General features: G+C 63.9%; 13 protein-coding genes. 12 read left to right on the top strand and 1 reads right to left on the bottom strand.

The features are described 5' to 3' along the window. Genes bshC through bshB1 form a run of 3 tightly spaced genes read left to right on the top strand, consistent with a single transcriptional unit; the run spans position 1 to position 5,137 of the window. A complete protein-coding gene (gene bshC, locus JJ896_05435; GenBank protein MBO6779077.1) occupies positions 1–1,632 on the top strand; it encodes a bacillithiol biosynthesis cysteine-adding enzyme BshC in 1,632 nt (543 codons plus the stop codon). Positions 1,633–1,667: 35 nt separating this feature from the next. After that, complete coding sequence (locus JJ896_05430; GenBank protein MBO6779076.1) at positions 1,668–4,361, top strand: leucine--tRNA ligase; 2,694 nt, start codon at positions 1,668–1,670, stop codon at positions 4,359–4,361. Then, positions 4,361–5,137, top strand: a complete 777-nt coding sequence (gene bshB1 / locus JJ896_05425; GenBank protein ID MBO6779075.1) for a bacillithiol biosynthesis deacetylase BshB1 — start codon at positions 4,361–4,363, stop codon at positions 5,135–5,137. The genes JJ896_05430 and bshB1 overlap by 1 nt, the downstream gene beginning before the upstream one ends. 4 nt (positions 5,138–5,141) lie before the next feature. On the opposite strand, the gene JJ896_05420 is transcribed toward bshB1, so the two are convergent. Further along, positions 5,142–5,369: a type II toxin-antitoxin system VapB family antitoxin gene (locus JJ896_05420; protein ID MBO6779074.1), complete on the bottom strand. Its 228-nt coding sequence runs from the start codon at positions 5,367–5,369 to the stop codon at positions 5,142–5,144. A 242-nt stretch (positions 5,370–5,611) separates the two neighbouring features. Here JJ896_05420 and JJ896_05415 point away from each other — a divergent pair, with 242 nt between their 5' ends. The 9 genes from JJ896_05415 (at position 5,612) to JJ896_05375 (ending at position 18,237) form a co-directional block, all read left to right on the top strand. Then, the gene (locus JJ896_05415) at positions 5,612–9,742 is read left to right on the top strand and encodes a T9SS type A sorting domain-containing protein (protein MBO6779073.1); all 4,131 of its coding nucleotides are present in this window, start codon (positions 5,612–5,614) and stop codon (positions 9,740–9,742) included. A 109-nt stretch (positions 9,743–9,851) separates the two neighbouring features. Beyond that, entirely contained in the window at positions 9,852–10,361 is a 510-nt protein-coding gene (locus tag JJ896_05410) for a hypothetical protein (GenBank protein MBO6779072.1), read from the top strand. Beyond that, a complete protein-coding gene (locus tag JJ896_05405; GenBank protein MBO6779071.1) occupies positions 10,358–10,834 on the top strand; it encodes a hypothetical protein in 477 nt (158 codons plus the stop codon). The genes JJ896_05410 and JJ896_05405 overlap by 4 nt, the downstream gene beginning before the upstream one ends. Further along, on the top strand, positions 10,834–11,649 hold the full coding sequence (locus tag JJ896_05400; GenBank protein ID MBO6779070.1) for a hypothetical protein: 816 nt from the start codon (positions 10,834–10,836) through the stop codon (positions 11,647–11,649). Before JJ896_05405 ends, JJ896_05400 begins: the two co-directional genes overlap by 1 nt. A 63-nt stretch (positions 11,650–11,712) precedes the next feature. Next, positions 11,713–14,772, top strand: a complete 3,060-nt coding sequence (locus JJ896_05395) for an SPOR domain-containing protein (GenBank protein MBO6779069.1) — start codon at positions 11,713–11,715, stop codon at positions 14,770–14,772. A gap of 106 nt (positions 14,773–14,878) precedes the next feature. Beyond that, positions 14,879–15,361 carry a hypothetical protein gene (locus JJ896_05390; protein ID MBO6779068.1) on the top strand — a complete coding sequence of 161 codons (483 nt, stop codon included), beginning with the start codon at positions 14,879–14,881 and terminating at the stop codon, positions 15,359–15,361. 106 nt (positions 15,362–15,467) lie between these two features. Continuing rightward, on the top strand, positions 15,468–15,875 hold the full coding sequence (locus JJ896_05385; GenBank protein MBO6779067.1) for a hypothetical protein: 408 nt from the start codon (positions 15,468–15,470) through the stop codon (positions 15,873–15,875). Between the two features lie 92 nt (positions 15,876–15,967). Further along, positions 15,968–16,357 (top strand): BlaI/MecI/CopY family transcriptional regulator, encoded by a 390-nt coding sequence (locus JJ896_05380; protein MBO6779066.1) that lies wholly within the window; start codon positions 15,968–15,970, stop codon positions 16,355–16,357. Next, the gene (locus tag JJ896_05375) at positions 16,357–18,237 is read left to right on the top strand and encodes an energy transducer TonB (protein ID MBO6779065.1); all 1,881 of its coding nucleotides are present in this window, start codon (positions 16,357–16,359) and stop codon (positions 18,235–18,237) included. Before JJ896_05380 ends, JJ896_05375 begins: the two co-directional genes overlap by 1 nt. Positions 18,238–18,241: the final 4 nt, after the last annotated feature.

Genomic DNA, 18,241 nt, shown 5'->3' with positions numbered 1-18,241 from the left:
GTGGAAGCGGACTGTAGCGTCGCAAGCGATATCCAGCGGGTCCCCTACGGTGAGATAGCCGGCTTTTCGGACCTGTTTGTGGACTACACAGCCTCTCGCGAAGAGGCTGTTCGCTTTTACGGAGGCGGGTTTGACCGCGAGACGCTGCTGGCCCGCGCCCGGGAGACCGCCGCGGCGCCGCACGCCGACCGCGAAGCGCTGGTTCAGATCCTGAGAGATCAGCACCGGCTCTGGGGGGACGACCCGTCCGCACTTGCCAACATCGAGAAGCTCGCCGACCCCGAGGCGGCAGCCATTGTCACCGGCCAGCAGGTGGGCCTGTTCGGCGGTCCGGCCTATTCGGTGCTGAAGGCGATGACCAGCGTGCTGCTGGCACGCGAGCTGGAGGCGGCCTCCGGCCGGCCGTTCGTGCCAGTCTTCTGGCTTGGATCCGAGGATCACGACTTTGAGGAGATGGCCACCGCGCATGTGCCCGGCGGCTCCTTTACCTATCCAAAGCCTCCGGTGGATAACACCGGGCCGGTCGGCGCACTGACGTTCGGCCCGGAAATCAATGAGCTGGTCGATGCGCTCGAGGCGGCGTTGCCCGGTACCGACTTCCGCGGCCAGGTGATGGGCGCTGTGCGCAACTGCTACCGGGAGGGCGAGACCTTCCGGGACGGGTTTGCCCGCCTGATGCGCATGCTCCTGCCAGGCACAGGCCTGGTGATCTTTGCCCAGGACGACCCGCGCGTGAAACGCCTGGCGACGCCGCTCTGGCGGAAAGAAATCCGCGACTCGGCGGGGTCCGATGCGGCGCTGAGGAGCGCAACGGAGCACATCGCCCGGGAATACCACGCCCAGGTGCACATCCGGCCGAGCAACCTGTTCATGATCCACGAGGGGCAGCGGCTGCCACTGGATGTCGACGACGGGCGGTTCCACCTGCGCGGCACTGACCAGTCCTGGAGTGCTTCGGACCTGGAGGCTCTCCTGGACGCCGAACCCGAGCGGTTCAGTCCGAACGTGGTTACGCGGCCCCTGACCCAGGACTGGCTGTTTCCGACGGCCGCCTATGTCGGTGGCCCTGGTGAGACCGCCTACTTCGGGCAATACAGGGGTGTGTACGCGTGGGCAGACCTGGTCATGCCGGTCATCTTCCCGCGCGTGAGCCTGACCTTCATCGAGCCCGGCATCCGCCGCTCGCTCGACAAACTGGGCGAACCCCCGGCCCGCTTCAGCAAGGACGCCGACAAGCTGTTTGCCGAGATTGCCCGCGAGCGCCTGGAAGTGGATGTAGAGGGCACCTTCGGCCGCACGATCGGCGAGGTGAATAAGCTGATCGGCCCGCTGGCCCCGGTTGCGACCGCTGTGGACCCATCGCTCAAGAAGTCCGTGGACGCCACCCGCGCGGCCATGCAAAAAGAGCTGATTCGTCTCAAGGAGCGCGTGCTCAAGGCAGACCGGCGCAATCACGACCAGCTGCGCGCGCAGGTCGAGAAAGTGGCCGATGGGCTCTTCCCCATGGGCAAACCGCAGGAGCGCGTGCTCTCCCCGCTGTACTTCACTACCAAGTACGGCATGGATTTCTACGTCTGTCTGATGGACAGACTCGACACCGATACCCGCAGCCACCTCCTGGTGGACCTGTAGAACCCGCCGCCGCGAGCGCGGCCCCGGACCGATAGATGGCAGACTACCCGTTTCAGGAGATAGAGTCCCGCTGGCAGAAGCATTGGGAGGAGAAGAAAATCTTCCGCGTGCCGGCTGATGTAGACACCAGCAAGCCCAAGTACTACGTGCTGGACATGTTTCCCTATCCGTCCGGTGTGGGGCTGCACGTGGGGCATCCGTTGGGGTACATCGCCACGGATATCACCGCGCGGTTCAAGCGCATGAAGGGCTTCAACGTGCTGCATCCGATGGGCTTCGATGCATTCGGCCTGCCGGCGGAGCAGTTTGCGGTGGAGCACGGTGTGCATCCGCGAGTGACCACCGAGAACAACATCGCCAACATGCTGCGGCAGCTGAAGGCGCTCGGGTTGTCCTATGACTGGGACCGCGTGCTGGCCACCACCGACGTCGACTACTACAAGTGGACGCAGTGGATCTTCCTCAAGCTGTTCGACTCCTGGTATGACGCGGACGCGGGTCGGGCGCGGCCGATTGCCGAGCTTCGCGATCGCTTCGAGGCCAACGACCCGGCCTGGCGTTCGCTCACACATGCCCAGCAGGAGCAGCGCCTGGCCGAACACCGGTTGGCCTACCTGGCAGAGGTGCCCGTAAACTGGTGCCCGGCGCTGGGCACGGTGCTGGCCAATGAGGAAGTCACGAACGATGGGCGCTCCGAGCGTGGAAACCATCCGGTCTTCCAGCGGCCGCTGAAGCAGTGGATGCTGCGCATTACGGCCTACGCGGACCGCCTGGCCGACGACCTGGATGATGTGGACTGGCCGGAGCCCGTGCGGCTGATGCAGCGCAACTGGGTGGGCCGCAGCGAAGGCGCGCACGTCCGGTTTGAGGTGGATGGATCTTCGGAGATCATCGAGGTCTTCACCACGCGCCCGGACACGCTGTTCGGCGCCACCTACATGGTGCTGGCGCCGGAGCACGGGCTTGTTGATCAGCTGACCACCGACGAGCAGCGCGAGGCCGTTGAGGCGTACCGCGAGCAGGCGGCCCGCCAGACCGATCGGGACCGCATGATCGACGCCAAGACCAAAACCGGCGTGTTCACGGGCGGCTACGCCCTCAACCCAGCGAACGGGGAGCGCATTCCCGTGTGGATCGCGGATTATGTGCTGATGGGCTACGGCACCGGGGCCATCATGGCCGTGCCGGGTCAGGACGAGCGGGACTGGGAGTTTGCCGAGGTGTTCGGCCTGCCGATCATCCGCACGGTTCAGCCCTCCGAGGGTTTTGACGGCAAGGCGTTCACCGGCGAGGGTCCGGCCATCAACTCCGGATTCCTGGACGGACTCGGCGTGGTTGAGGCCAAGAGCCGCATGATCGACTGGCTCGAGGAGAAGGGCCATGGCACGCGTGCGGTGACCTACAAGCTGCGTGACTGGCTTTTCAGCAGGCAGCGTTACTGGGGTGAGCCGTTCCCGGTGCTTCATGCCCCGGACGGCACAATCCGCGCGGTGCCCGATGAGCAGCTGCCCGTGGAGCTTCCGCCGATGGACGACTTCCGGCCCACCGCTTCCGACGACCCGAATGCACCGCCGGTGCCACCGCTGGGCAGGGCAGATCAGGACTGGCGGTTTGTGGAGCTTGACGGTGTGCGGTACGAACGCGAACTGAACACCATGCCCCAGTGGGCGGGGTCGTGCTGGTACTACCTGCGTTTCATCGACAATACCAACACCGACCAGTTCGTCGATCCCGAGCAGGAGCGGTACTGGATGGGCGAGAACGGCGTTGATCTGTATGTGGGCGGCGTCGAGCACGCGGTGCTGCACCTGCTCTATGCCCGCTTCTGGCACAAGGTGCTGTACGACCTCGGTCATGTGTCGACCCCGGAGCCCTTCGGCAGACTGTTCAACCAGGGCTACATCCAGGCTTTCGCCTACCGGGATGCGCGTGGCATCGCGGTTTCGGCCGAAGAGGTCGTGGATCAGGACGGCAAGCCTGCGCTCGAGGTGCAGGACGCGCCCGGAAGGCAGTTCTTCTACCAGGGGGAGCCGGTGACTCAGGAGTACGGCAAGATGGGCAAGAGCCTGAAGAATGCCGTCTCCCCCGACGAGATCAACGATCGCTTTGGCTGCGATACGCTGCGCCTCTACGAGATGTACCTGGGTCCACTGGACGCCTCCAAGCCCTGGAATACCCGCGACATTGTGGGCGTGAACCGCTTCCTGAAGCGGGTGTGGCGCACGTTTGTGGGCGATGACGGTCTACAGGTCTCCGAAGAGGCCGCCTCGGACGATGTGCTGCGTGCTCTGCACAAGACCATCAGCAAGGTCGGCGACGACTTTGACGGGATGCGGTTCAACACCGCGATTGCCGCGCTCATCGAGCTGCTGGCCAAGCTGGAGGCGCCGGTACCACGCGACGTGGCCGAGCCATTCGTACTGATGCTGGCACCGCTGGCACCGCACATGGCGGAGGAGCTGTGGTCCCGGCTGGGTCACGGCGAATCGTTGGCCTATGAGCCCTTCCCCGAGGCGCTTGAGCAGTATCTGGTGGAGGACACCATGGCAATTGCCGTGCAGGTCAACGGAAAGCTCCGGGCCAACATCCAGGTGCCGGCCGACGCGTCCAAGGACGCCATCCTGGCGCAGGCCAGGGGCGAGGAGAACGTGGCCCGGCACATCGACGGAAAGACCATGCGCCGCGAGATTTATGTGCCGGGGCGCATCGTCAACTTCGTCGCGAACTGATGGCCGCGGCTCCCATCAGCGTCGAGCCCCTTGACGTCCTGGCGTTCGGGGCGCACCCGGATGACGTGGAGCTTTGTGCAGGCGGCACCGTGGCCCTCTTGGTGAAGCAGGGCTACCGGGTTGGCATTGTGGACCTGACCCGCGGCGAGCTCGGCAGCCGGGGAAGCGTGGACCTGCGGGCCAAGGAGGCCGCCGAGGCGGGGCGCATTCTGGGCGTACACGCCCGAGAGAACCTGGGCTTCGCCGACGGCGACATCACGAACACCGTCGAGAATCGGTGGCGCGTGCTGCGCACGATTCGCAAGTACCGGCCACACATAGTACTGATCGGGGCTCCGGACTGCAGGCATCCGGATCACCCGGCCGGTGCGCAGCTGGTGGCCGATGCCATTTTCCAGGCCGGACTGATCAAGATCACCAGCCAGGAATTCGGTCAGGATCAGGAGCCGTGGCGGCCGAGTCACGTGTTGCACTACATGCAGTCCATCGACTTCATCCCGGACTTCGTGGTGGACGTGGGGGAGGTTTGGGAGCAGCGGACACGCGCGCTGCTGGCATACTCATCGCAGTTCCATTCCGAGGACTATAAGGCGGGGGAGGACGAACCGGAGACGTTCATCTCGAACCCTGGCTTTCTGAAGTTCATCGAGTCCCGGGCTGTAGCGCTGGGGTATCGCATCGGGGCATCGCACGGCGAGGGCTTCCTGTACCGTCACGGACCCGTGGGGGTGACGGACCTGATGCAAGTGCTGGTGCGCGGGCGAGAGGTGCGGTAGGCGGTCAGGCCGTGTAGTCGCGACGTCTTGGGATCGGGGTAATGTCGGGAGAGCTGCCGCCCAACGCAGCCAGCCGGCGAGCCGCTGCTCGTTCGACAAGTGATCTCAGGCCGGCATTGAGCAGTTGCGAACGCGATTCGATTCCAGTGAGTCGTTCCGCCTCCTCCAGGAGACTCTTGTCAAGGTTGACCGTGGTGCGCATGGCACAGCCTGTCATCAATTTTGACATCATGTGATTCGTTTTGTGGTGCACTTGTTCCTCTTAACATCTGGAGGCGCACAGGTCGACTCCTGTAACGGTCTGTTGCAGTTCCGCTCAGGTCGCCGCGGGCACCGGCCGCCCATTCTGCAGGAACGGCCGCGTCTTGCCCAAGGGGGGCATGTTTTTCCTGGTGTCCGCGCCGCGAGCCGTCTTCGCACGCATCTGACCGCAGGAAGGCGCGATGGAACGTGCCTTGCGCTGCGCGTGCGAGCGTGCGTGCCCTCAATTCACATCGCGCCCCCTTTTCCCGAGAGCCCTGGCTGATTCGGGTCTGTCGACGTGTGCTCTTGCTCACGGCCGCTCTGGTGCCGTTGAGTCTCTTGACCGGGCAAGTCGGCCACGCGCAAAGCGTCTCGGTCCGCGTCAGTTCGTCCAGCGATGATGCCGAGCAGGATGCGAGCAGCGGCTCCATGTATCTGAACAGCACCGATCTGGAATTGGTCGATGACGGAGGCGACCAGTACATCGGCCTTCGATTCCAGTCGATCAGCATTCCGGCTGGGGCCAACATCACGTCCGCCACGGTGCAGTTTCACGTCGACGAGACGGAGTCGTCGACGGCGATTGAGGTCACCATCAGCGGAGAGGATATCGACGACGCGTCGACGTTCTCGAGCTCCAACAACGATATCAGCTCACGCACGGAGACGTCGGCAACCGTGGACTGGTCGATTCCACACTGGCAGTCCGTCAATGACGAAGGCAGTGATCAGCAGACGCCCGACCTGTCGGCGATTATCCAGGAAATCGTAGACCGGGGTGGCTGGAGTTCAGGCAACGACATTGTGCTGATCATCAAGAAGTCCTCCGGAAGCGGCAAGCGCACGGCCGAGGCCTATGACGGCGAATCGGGATCGGCTCCCCTGTTGGAGGTCTCATATACCACCCCCGGAGGCGGCAGCGTTTCCAGCTCGGTTTCCCAGTCCAGCGATGACGCCGAGCAGGCGGTCAGCGGGGGCTCCATGGACCTCAACAGCTCCGACCTCGAACTGATGACTGACGGTGGCGAGCAGTATGTGGGCATGCGCTTCCAGTCCATCGCCATTCCTCAGGGAGCCTCCATTTCGTCAGCGACGGTTCAATTCCACGTCGACGAGACCGAAGCCAATACCGCCATTGAGGTGACTATCCGGGCAGAGGACGTGGACGATGCCTCGACCTTCACCTCGTCGAACAACAACATCGGCTCTCGAACGGAGACGACCGCCAGCGTCAGCTGGTCGATCCCCCATTGGCAATCGGTCTCGGATGAGGGCGCCGATCAACAGACTCCAGACCTCTCGTCCGTCATCCAGGAGGTGGTCGACCGGAGCGGCTGGAACTCGGGCAACGACATCGTCCTGATCTTCAAGAGTGCGTCCGGCAGCGGAATCCGGACCGCCGAAGCCTATGATGGCGAGTCGTCCAACGCCCCGCGGCTGGATATCTCGTATCTCACGCCGCCCGGGGCACCGACCATCACCCCGCCGACAACGCCGACCACGGACATCACGCCGACGATCTCCGGCACCGGCACCGAGGACGGCGGCACCATCACTCTGACCTCCAGCCTTCAGGGCACGCTATCCCCCACCACGACCGTTTCGTCAGGCACGTGGTCCATCACCACTGGCGTGCTAATGGGCGGCACGCACACCATCACCGCCGTGCACGCCAACGCCTCCGGCGATTCTCCAACTTCCAGCGGCGTGACGCTCGAAGTCGACACGTCGGACCTGAGCTACCGCTCCGCCGCCACCGGAAACTGGAGTGCTGCGGCCACCTGGGAAGTAAATGACAACTCTACGTGGATCAGCGCGGTCGAAGCGCCCGACTTTGGCGATGGAGTCATCACGGTCCAGAGTGGACACACGGTGACGGTAGACGTCTCGACAACGTCCGACGAGACCTATGTGGCCTCAGGAGGGACCCTTAGTCTGCAGGCCGCCCTCCGGCTGACGGATGCAGACACTCCCGGTCTCGATGTGTCGGGTACTGTGGTGAATGCCAGTACGTTCGCTGTCGCTGGAAGCCCGACCATCACCATCCAGAGCGGCGGTGTCTGGCAGCACGCGCAGGACGGCGGCAACCTGCCCCCTGTCGCAAATACTACCTGGGCGTCCGGCTCGACGCTGCTCGTGACCGGCGTCACCGGCACGCTGCCGGGCAACTTTACGGACAGCTATGCTCACCTTACCTGGAATGTCACGAGCCAATCCGCCAGTCTTGACCTGAACGGCAGCCCTGCGGCCGTGTCCGGCAACCTCACGGTGCAGTCGACCGGCTCCGGCACCCTGCAATGGGGTTCGGCTGACGACCTCACTCTCGGGGGAAACCTCGCGGTCACCGGGGGCACGTTTCTCTTCTCGGATGCCGCCGGAACGCTCACCGCCGCGGACGTCTCCATTACTGGCGGTACGGTGCGCCTCACGGACGGGGCGGCGTTGCCCACCTTCAACGTTACCGGCGACTTCGTGCTCAACGGCGGAACGCTCGAAGAAATCGGCTCCTCCACGGCATCGGTAAAGTTCAACGGCAGCAGTGCGCAGGACATCACGGCCGCGTCGGGATTCAACGGAGAGATCGATCTCTATGTCGAGAACACGGGCGGCATCGTGCTGCATGCCGGCCTGGCAGGAATCAGACATCTGACCTCCACTTCGGGCGCACTGGATTTCAACAACAACGATGTCAGTCTCGCTGGATCGCTCACGGCCGGGACCGCGATCTCCAATGCCGCGACGCTGACCATGACCGGCTCCAGCGTCGCCACGCTGACGTATTCGCCAGGCACGCTGACCATTCCGACCCTGGCCGTCGACAAGTCCGGCTCGACCCTGGCCCTGGCCACGGATCTCACGGCGTCGAGCACCGTGGCCGTTCGTGCAGGGACCCTGAACGTCAACGGAAACACGCTCCAGCTGTCGCACGGCGCCACCCTGTACAATGGTGGCACCGTCTCCGGGACCATCACCATGCAGCGGACCTACTCGCAGGCTTCTGACGGGTGGCGCATGATTGCGTCACCCCTTTCGGGGGTCAACTACTCTGATCTCAATGCGGCCTTCCACACGCAGGGCGCATCGTGGGCCGACTTCAGTCAGGGCTCCGCGACCCTGCAGGCCCCGGACTTTTCCAATCAGGACTGGACCGAGCTGAGCGGCTCCGACGCGGCGTTCTCCGAGGCTGGGGGCTACATCCTTTACATGTTCAACGAGGTGAACAGCACCACCCTGCTGCCTGCCACGTGGTCAGTCACCGGGACGCTCTGGGGAGCGAGCTCCGTCAGTCTGCCCTGGAATACGCAGGAGACCGACTCCTACAGCTTTATCGGTAATCCAACACCCTCGAAGCTGGATTGGCATGCCGTGGTCGCCGCGTCTACCAATCTGGCGGCGACCTATGCGACCTGGGACCCTTCCCTCACGACGGGAGGCGGCCTGACCGGCTACAAGTTCTACAACTCGACGAGTCAGGTGGGGGCTGCCAGCCGATACATATCTCCCTTCACCGCCATGATGGTCAGGCCCACGGCGACGGGAGGCTCCATCGCGTTCCCCACGAGTGAGGCCGCGAATCTGGGCACCTCGGACTACTTCGGTAAGGGAGGCAAACCGGCCGCTTACGTGCAGCTCTGGATTGAGGGGGAGGGCGTCGCCGACTCCGAGACCTATCTCACCTTCGCCGAAGGCGCGAAGCAGGGGGCGGATTCGGGCGATACCCCGAGGCCGGCACCACTGGCACCCGATTACGTCACGCTCGCCTCCCTGGAATCGGATCGCTCACTCGCGTTCGACCACCGCGATATGTCGGGGGGTATGGCCACGTACGACATCGCCCTTCTGGCCTCGAGGCCAGGCCGCTACCGTCTCAGCTGGCCTGCGCTGGCCGACATCCCGGAAGATTGGCACTTGCGACTGCAGGATCTCAAGGACTTCCGCACGCTCGACCTGCGCATTGCCGATGGGGTCTGGGTGGTTCTCACCGACGATGAGGTCGTGCCTTCGCCCGACTTTGAGGATTACAAGCCCTCTGCCCGGTTCCGACTGGTCGTCGTGGATCCGGCGCTCGCCACGATGCCCGATCCCGAGGTCGCCTCCAACGAGATGATCCTCGCCCAGAACTACCCCAACCCGTTCAACCCGCGCACGTCCATTCGCTTCTTCCTGCCCGAGGCGGACCACGTGCAGGTCGAGGTGTTCGATCTCCTGGGGAGGCGCCTGCAGACCCTGGTTGACGGCACGCGCGAGGCAGGGTGGCATGATGTTCGATGGACTGCAGGTGGCCTACCAAGCGGTCACTACTTCTATCGCATTCATGCCGGACAGACTGTCCTTACACGAACCATGATTCTGGCCCGTTAGGGTCGCTTTTTGAGCATTTCTGCCCCCTCGGCAGAATCGGAATTGCGGTCGGTCCACTCCCTCAGTGGCGTTCGCCTCCCCCATACCCCTTATCGACGCACGACGATTCGTGCGACTTCTTGCCGCCTGCTGGTTGATTCTTCCTGCAGGGCAGACGGCCGCGGCCCAGGTTGCCCTCCCGGGAGCCGTGACCGCGTATGATGGCACGACGCTGACGCAGTCCGTCACGGTGAGCGTCTCTGCGATCAGCCTGATTTCCGTCTCCGGGAACGTCACGCTAACCATTGACGCTGCGACAGCCGGGTCCAGTCCGGATTCGGACGTGGACGCTTCAACGGTCTACCGCATCACCGTCAATCAGGCGGGGCAGAAGATTACCGGCAGCCTGGATTCCGGGTTCTCCGCCGGCCTGACCGTGCAACTGCTCCTGGCCGCGCCCTCCGGAGGCAGCGCATCCCAGGTGACGCTGAGTACCACCCCTCAGGATCTGGTCACAGGAGTCTCCAAGGTTGCCGAATCCGGCCTGACCCTGACCTACACGGCCACCGGCACCCCGTCGGCCGCACCGAACGGAGCGGGTCAGAGCCGAACCGTCACCCTGACACTGACGGCGGAATGAAAGGTCTGCTGCTGCTCATAGGGCTCATGACCGTCAGTGTCGAAGCATCCGCCCAGACCGTCAGCTTCACCGCCGGTGGCGGTGCGCTCAACCTGAGCATTACCACCGCTACCACGGGCAGCGATCCGACGGACGCAACCGACAATTCCACGGAGCTGAGCTGGGACTCACAGGGATCGGCGACCTCCAAGATCACCGTATCCACGACGTGTCCCGGTCAGTCGTTCGGCCTCTACGTCGAGTTGACCGTGACCTCCTGGGGCTCGGGCACGAGCGGAACCGAGCAGGGTGAGATTCAACTGACGGACGGCATGCTCGACACAGATCTGTTCCGGGACATTCCAACCACATCGCCCGGTGGACAGGGCTCGGGTACGCTCACGTACCGGGCCAGCGCCACGACCTCGCAGGGAGCAAGCGTCGACGAGGGCGATGATGTGCACACCATTCTGCTAACCATAGCTGCGCAATGATGCTTCGCCTCATACTGTTACTCTGCGTTCTGAGTGTGCCTGCAGCGGTTCAGGCTCAGATTTCCATTCGAACGGCTTTGTCGGACGATCGAAGGGTCGCCCCCGGGACTACCTATGACGGCGTGGTGGAGGTCTGGAACGAGACTGACGTCATCCAGCAGGCAAAGGTCTATCAGACCGACTACCGGTTCTTCGCCGACGGAACCAATGTGTATGGAGAGCCCGGATCGGAGCCAAGGTCAAACGCCCTCTGGACCCAGGTCTCGGCCGGCACCATCACCATTCCGCCCCAGCAGTCGGTACCGGTGAACTACCGGGTAGCCGTTCCCGAATCCGTGAATGGCGCCGAGCCTGAGGGTTCCTACTGGAGCATGATCATGGTCGAGGCCGTGCCCCCTGAATCACCCGAATCCACGATCAACCCGGAGAACGGAGAACCCGAATACTATGTGCTGCAGATCATGCGCTATGGCATTCAGGTCGCAACCCATATCCGGGGTACAGGCGGACCGAGCCTGAACATCACGGGGAGCGAACTCAAGCTCCTGGACGGTGGCCAGACGGCCCTCCAGGTCCTTGTCGAAAACCAGGGCACACGCATGATCCGCCCTGAGGTCTGGGTCGAAGTGTACGCGGAAGACGGGTCGGCGCTCGGAAAGCACGACGGGGTTCAGAACAGAATCTATCCCGGCACATCCGTGCGCCAGGAGATTGGTCTGGGCACATTGGCGCCGGGCCGCTACCGCGCACTGGTCATTTTCGATGGCGGCGGAGAAGACGTGTTTGGAGCAGAATACAACCTCGAAGTCAACTGAGCGGTGGCGCCGCGGGCCCATATCCCGGCTCTGCTCCTTTTGAGCTGCCTGCTGGCCGTTCCGATGGCGGCGCAAGATCTCTCGGTCGAGCTGGTGGAGCAGGACAGCCTCATCGCAAACCCCGGCGATCTGCTCACCCTGGTCTATCGGGTACACAACCGTGGGTCCGAGGATGTGGTTGCACGTGCAGCGCTGGAGCTCCCGTTGGGATGGGTGCTCGCAAGTCAGCTCACCGAGATTCCGGTCGCGACTGAGGCTTCTGCCATTGGTCTGCTCACCTTCCGCGTCGGTCATGCGGCGGCAGCCGGACGCCACGAGGTGGCCGTTCACATTTCAACCCTCGCCGATTCCGCCCGCGCAGAAGCCGGAGTGACCGTGCGCGCCACGCACCGGCTCGCCCTGCGCATGCCCATCGAAGACGAATACGTATCGGCCGGTGACACGCTCAGATTTCCTGTGGAGGTCTTCAATGAGGGCAACGTGAGTCTGGAGGTGCGGCTTTCCACTCGAGGCCTGTCCGGCGCCTCGTTGTCACTCGCCGCACAGGATCTCCGACTGAAACCCCGTTCCTCGCGCATCGTGTGGGCTTCACTTACCACGAGCGCTACCGGTGAAGAGCGGGTTGTGCACAAGCTGTACGTCTCGGCCTCCGGATCCGGAAACGCCTTCTCGGCGGCAACCGGTCGTGTGCACGTGGTGCCCGGCTTCGAGCGCACGGCGACCGAACGATCGCGAGTGCCCATTAACCTCAGCGTACAGACCGCCGGCGATGAGCGCGGTAGCGGAAGTTTGATCGGTGCCACCGGCAGCTCCTCGCTTCTCGGGGGCACGGTCCAGCTCGATGTACTGGCGGGTCCGGGTCGTAGCTCCCTTCTCGGGTCCCGTGACCGGTACCACGCGACGTGGTCGTCCCGAAATGCCATCGTTCAGGTCGGCGATCATCGTCAGTTCGTTTCGCAACTCGCCCCGCGCGGATTTGGTGGCGCAGGCGTAGGTGTGGATCTCGAGCATGGCGCTGTCCGCGTTCGCGGCACCTCGCAGGCAACGCGCCACATGTATCCGCGGCAGGGCCTCCATGCACTTTCGCTGGCCTGGACACAGGGCCCCCTCGAAGCGAGCCTCAACGGATTCCACCGAAGTGGGTTGTACGACGGCTCGTTCGCCTCCTGGCGGGGCGTAGTTCGTCCGAAGCGGGCAGACTGGGTCCTTGACCTGGAGTGCGGCGTTGGCGTCGAGTCATCCGCGCGCTCTCCCTCCTGCCTCACCTCGTTGTCGGCTCGGACCGGCAGACTCTCCCTGGAAGGACGCGTGCTCCGCGGGGCTCCCTCCTTCCCGGGTGCCATGGCAGGCAGTGAACAAGCGTCCGGCAGATTCACCTTTCAGCTGATGAAGCGACTTCGTCTGGACGCCTCGTTCCAGCAGCAGGCGCAGTCCTACGCAGGCTCTGCCTCCCGCACCTCGCTCCAACAACAGGTGTGGCTGAATTTCCATCATCGCCTCGGTGCTTCCCGCGTATTCTTGAGCGGCGGATGGTTGGATCGTAACCAGACCTATGACGGGCTTACGGCCGTCTCGGGACTGCGTGAGCGTCTGGCGCGGTTCCAGGCAGGTCTATACCGTTCGGCACTGTCCTTCAGAACCACGCTCGACGCCGGAAGCGTAGAGGGGCGGGCCTCCGGGACCTCCACGCCGTCCCTCCGAGCAAGCATCTCCGTGCAGGCCGCCCTGTCTCGGGCGATTTCCGTCTGGACCAACTGGGAATACGCTTCCGGGAGACTGAGCGACCTCACTCCGGCCTACAAGCGGCGCCTGTTCAACGGCCGCGTTGGATATCGCCGCGGAAGCACGGCGCTCTACGCCAACGCCTACTACAACGTGTACACCGGAACGTCGCGGCGTCAATCCGTGACATGGCGAGCGGAGGCACGGCGCACGCTAAGGGCAGGCCACCGGCTCTCCCTTCAGGTGCAGCGATCAGTGTTCGATGGTTCTGCCCCCATCGGGACGGATTATCGAGTCAGCTACTCCATGCCTATCGGTCTTCCCGGACCTCGGGTTCCGTCGCACAAGGACTATATCACGGGGAGAGTGTTTGACGCTGCCACGGGGGCAGGCCTCTCCGGCGTACTCATCTTTTCCGGCGACGATGTGGCCATCACGGATACCCAGGGGCGCTTCCGGCTCGCAGGATCCGGCCACGGCCATGTCTTTCTACGTGTTGACCAGCGCAGTATCGGCCTTGGCAACGTGCCGCAGTTGACCATGCCGATAGAAGCGACGACATCGGAGATCGCGGCCCCGATTGAGATTCCGATTACGCGCTCGGCTTCCCTCGAGGCCACCGTACACAAGGTCGTATTGGGGTCAGATGCGGGATTCGGTCAGGCCGAACGGGCTGATCACGAAGAGACGACGCCCGTCTCAAACATGGTGTTCGAGCTATTGGCGGCACCATTCCGGTACCGCGTGCGGTCGGATGGACTGGGGCGCGTGGTATTCAGGCATGTGGTGCCGGGCAGCTATACGCTGAGGGCCATTTCCCCGCTGCCCCCAAGACACCGGCTGGAACCTGCAACGATGCAGGTTGATCTGGAAGGTGGCGCTACGGGCGCGGTGGAGTTCCTGCTGGTGCAGGACGCACCGCGAATCAGAATGATCACCCAGGAAAATGCCGGGGATTCCCCGGCGCTGGTGCTTGGTCAGCAGTCCGTCGAGGCCTCGCCGGAGCGGTCCGCCGAGGCCGTTGCACCGAACCAGCCTGTCGAGGCTGTGCCGACCGCCACCTCTCCCCGTCCGGTGGAGGCCGAGGCCGAGGCACCTCAGGCACGAGCGAGCGCCGACGTCGCGCTGCCGACAGCGGCCTGGCAGGAAGGCGATTCCGCCCCGCCGTACACCATCGTGGTCGGCTCCACCACGACCGCCCAGGATGCCCAGCGCCTGGTGGCCCTCGTCGAGCAGCTAGGCCTGCCGGTCAAGGTCCTTGAGATGGAAGTAGAGTCCCGGTCGAGGTTCCGGATAGCGATGGGACAATTCCCCAGATTCGGGCACGCAGCCGCCGCTATCACGTCACTGGGCCCACAGTTGCCTGAGGGTAGCTGGGTCCTGCGGTACCGCGCACGGTAGGAAAAAGTCCCGGGGACTTAAGTCGGGTTGTCTGACGGCCGATGGAAAGGAGTGCGGGTTATTGCCCGCAGTGAGTCCTGTCACCCGATCCCTCTGGGCGATAACCGTGAAAAAATACTTCTACACTCTGGCGACTGTTGCGGCCTTGCTGGCTGCCGCACCCGTCTCGGCGCAAACCGCCAACCAGACGGTCACCGTTGTGGTGTCCGACATCAATTCCATTTCCGTCTCCTCCGGGTCGGTAACCCTGACCGTCAACTCCGCGACGGCCGGTAGCAACCCGGATGACGCGACCGACAGCTCGACGTCCTATTCGATCACAACGAACGGGTCGGCGAAAAAGATTACCGCTGCACTCGGTAGCGCGTACGCCACCGGCATCTCACTGGCCATCAACCTGACGGCACCTTCTGGTGGCACGTCTGCCGGTTCGACCACGCTGACGACAAGTGCACAAGAGGTGGTTACTGGCATCTCCAACCTCGCAGAGAGCGGAATCGGTATCTCGTATACCGCTTCAGCCACCCCGTCCGCGACCTCCAACGGAGCAGGTGAAGCGCAGACGGTCACGCTGACGATTACCAGCTGAGCCGCCCCTGGCGGTTTGACGCTTCTTTAAGGGCCGGGCATCTGATGATGCCCGGCCCTTTTCTGTTGCGCCGCAAAAACCGGAATTGCCATCGTTTCTGAAAGGGATGATTCCCTTTCAAAACCGATGGCCGCAGCGCGCCCTCGCTGCCTTGTGCCTGGCGCTGCTGTGCGCGGGCACTGCCCTGGGGCAGGACCGCGCCCGGCAGGTGGTGACGGTGGTCATCAAGGAGCGCCACTACCTGACGCCGGAAGCACAACGCGTGCGCATCCTGGATGGACAGGCGGAATCATTTCTCACGGTGCGATCCCACCCCAGGGCAAGGACCAAGCTCACCGCCGTGTCCGATGCCGGACTCGATCTTGACGTGCTGTCCCAGCGGTTGGATCTGGTCCCTGGACGCGCCCTGCAGCTCCCCGTGGACGTGCGAAGAGACAAGCATATTCCGATGCGCTTTGACTCCGGCTCGCTGCCCGGACGCGCCCATACCGTCCTGCTGACGGTCACCGACTGACTCGCGGCCGGGTCTTTCGCAACCCGACTTAGACCTCCTATTGACATAGGAGATAGCGCTGCGTACCATCTCCTATCCTGATAGGAGATTCCATGGCACCAGGTTCGCGAAGCATTCTGACCTCCCTCGGGGAAACCGAGATGGACATCCTCAACGCAGTGTGGCGGCTGGGTCGCGTTTCCGTTGCGGAGGTACGGGACTCACTTGAGCGGGACCTTGCGCACAACACGGTGCAAACCATCATGCGCAAGCTCTCTCGAAAGGGCTACCTGCATGCCGAGCTGGTTGGCAAAACGCATTTCTACACCCCCCGCAAGCCCGAGCATGAAGTAAAGCGCGGCATCCTCAGGCAGATGGTCGCCTCGGTGTTCGGGGGCTCTCGCAGCGAACTGGTGCGCGCACTTGCGGACGGGGTGGAACTCTCTGAGCAAGAGACGGCAACCCTGCGCAAGCTCGTCGAAGACCTCGAGGCATCGGAATGATGGCACTGGCAGATCTCGGGCAGGCGGCATGGCTTCCCCTCTGGAAGCCGATCATTGTGTGGACACTGCTGGCAGCCGCTCTGCTCGTCGTGCTTCAAGTGATGCGGCGCCGGGACTGGCAGCTCCAGATGGACGCCCGCCTGGCCATTCTGGTCGCGTTGCCGTTGACCCTCATCCTGGCCCAGATCGTGCCGGGCCTGCCCGCCCCGGTCCCCGAGCCCATGCCGGCCTTCGTTGCGGGCGAGGTGGCGCCCTCACCGGCGCCCGAACTGCCGGCTCAAGCTGCTCCGGCCCCACCACGTCAGGACCCCCTCCATCTGGCCCTCGGTCTTCTCACCGCCGCGTGTCTGCTGCTCTCCCTGTTCGGCATGACACGATTCGCGGTCTCGGCCATCCGCCTCGGTGCGTGCATCCGGCACGCGCTTCCAGACCGTCAACGATCCTTCAACTCCGGCAGACTGGTTGTGGTGTCTCCCCAGGCCGCCGGGCCGTTCGCGTTTGGCCTTCGCTCTCCGGTCGTGGTGCTGCCCGCATCGTTCCCCTACCCCGAAGAGGCCATCGCCCACGAGGATGAACACATTCGAAGCGGAGATCTCTTCCGGGCAGCGACTGCCGGTCTGATCAAAGCCGTGTTCTTTTTCCACCCGCTGGCGCACGTGCTGGACCGACAGCTTCGCGCGCTCTGCGAGCTATCGTGCGATGGGCGGCTGCTGACGCGGCAGGCAGTCAGTCGCGGCCGATACGGACGCGCGCTCCTGGCAGCGGCCGGCACCGCTCCGGCTGGAGACCTTGTCGTGCCCATGAGTTCGTTCGCTGACCTGCGAAAGCGCCTTGACCAGTGTTCTCGTGCGGCTCGGCAGTCAAGGCCCGCGACGGCGTTGGGGTTGGGCGCCCTGGTGCTTCTGGTTTCCGGATTGGCCGGAGGCTGCCTTGGTGCCCCTGCTGAACCCGCTGTGGTGCCAGGACTGGCCGAAAGGCTGGCGTTGCCCGTCTCCAGTTCCTCGGAACGATTCCGCACCACGGATCAGGTGCCCGAGTTGCCGGGTGGAGTCGACTCGCTGAATCGCACGCTGGTCTATCCCTCCGATGCCTGTCCCTCCCGATATGGCGGGATCGTCGTGGTTGAATTCATACTGGACCCCGACGGGTTCGTGCACAATCCGGAGACGCGCTTCGGGCTCACCGAGGGATGCGATGCCGAAGCCATTCGTGCGGTGAAGGAAAGCCGATGGCTGCCTGGCGTGGTCGATGGCGAACGGGTCTGGACAGAACTGTCGATTCCGGTTCGCCTGCTTCCTCCGAGAGAGGCGAAGTCCTCTGAGGCCGTCACCCGGGATCTGCGAAGAGCGCTGCTCCCCCTGGATGACACCTGGACCATCGACCACTACAGCTCCGTTGCGGAGATAAAGCGGACCTGGCTTCCCGTGTTTACCGGTCCCCCGTTCGAGCCCGAATACCTGGAAGGATTGGCTCGAATCAATAAGGCGGATGCCATCGTCGTTGGCCGGGTGGAAGATCTGGGACGCGCCATGCAAACGACCGCGGACAGCGCCTCCATGGCCATCGTCTATACCGATCACCAGTTCGACCGGTACGTGATCATGCGGGCCGGGGCGAGGGCGGATACCTCCATCGTGGAGCTTGAGCCTGCGGCCTCGACCTGGCACGCCCAACTGACATTCTTGCTGCCTCTGGCCGTGTCCATCCAGATCGACGATGCGGACGGCACCACGGTCCGATTTGAGCCCGAGTCGTCCCGCCAACCCCTGCGAACCACCGTTTCCGGAGATCTGGCTGTCACCGTGAGCGGCCCGGACGGATCCATCGTGCGTCTGCACAAGGTCGAGCAGGTGTACCTGGAGGAAGTCGGCCGCGACTAGCGAC

The organism is Rhodothermales bacterium, from assembly GCA_017643395.1.
Lineage (GTDB): Bacteria > Bacteroidota > Rhodothermia > Rhodothermales > UBA10348 > JABDJZ01.
This window is presented reverse-complemented; position numbering and strand designations above follow the sequence as displayed.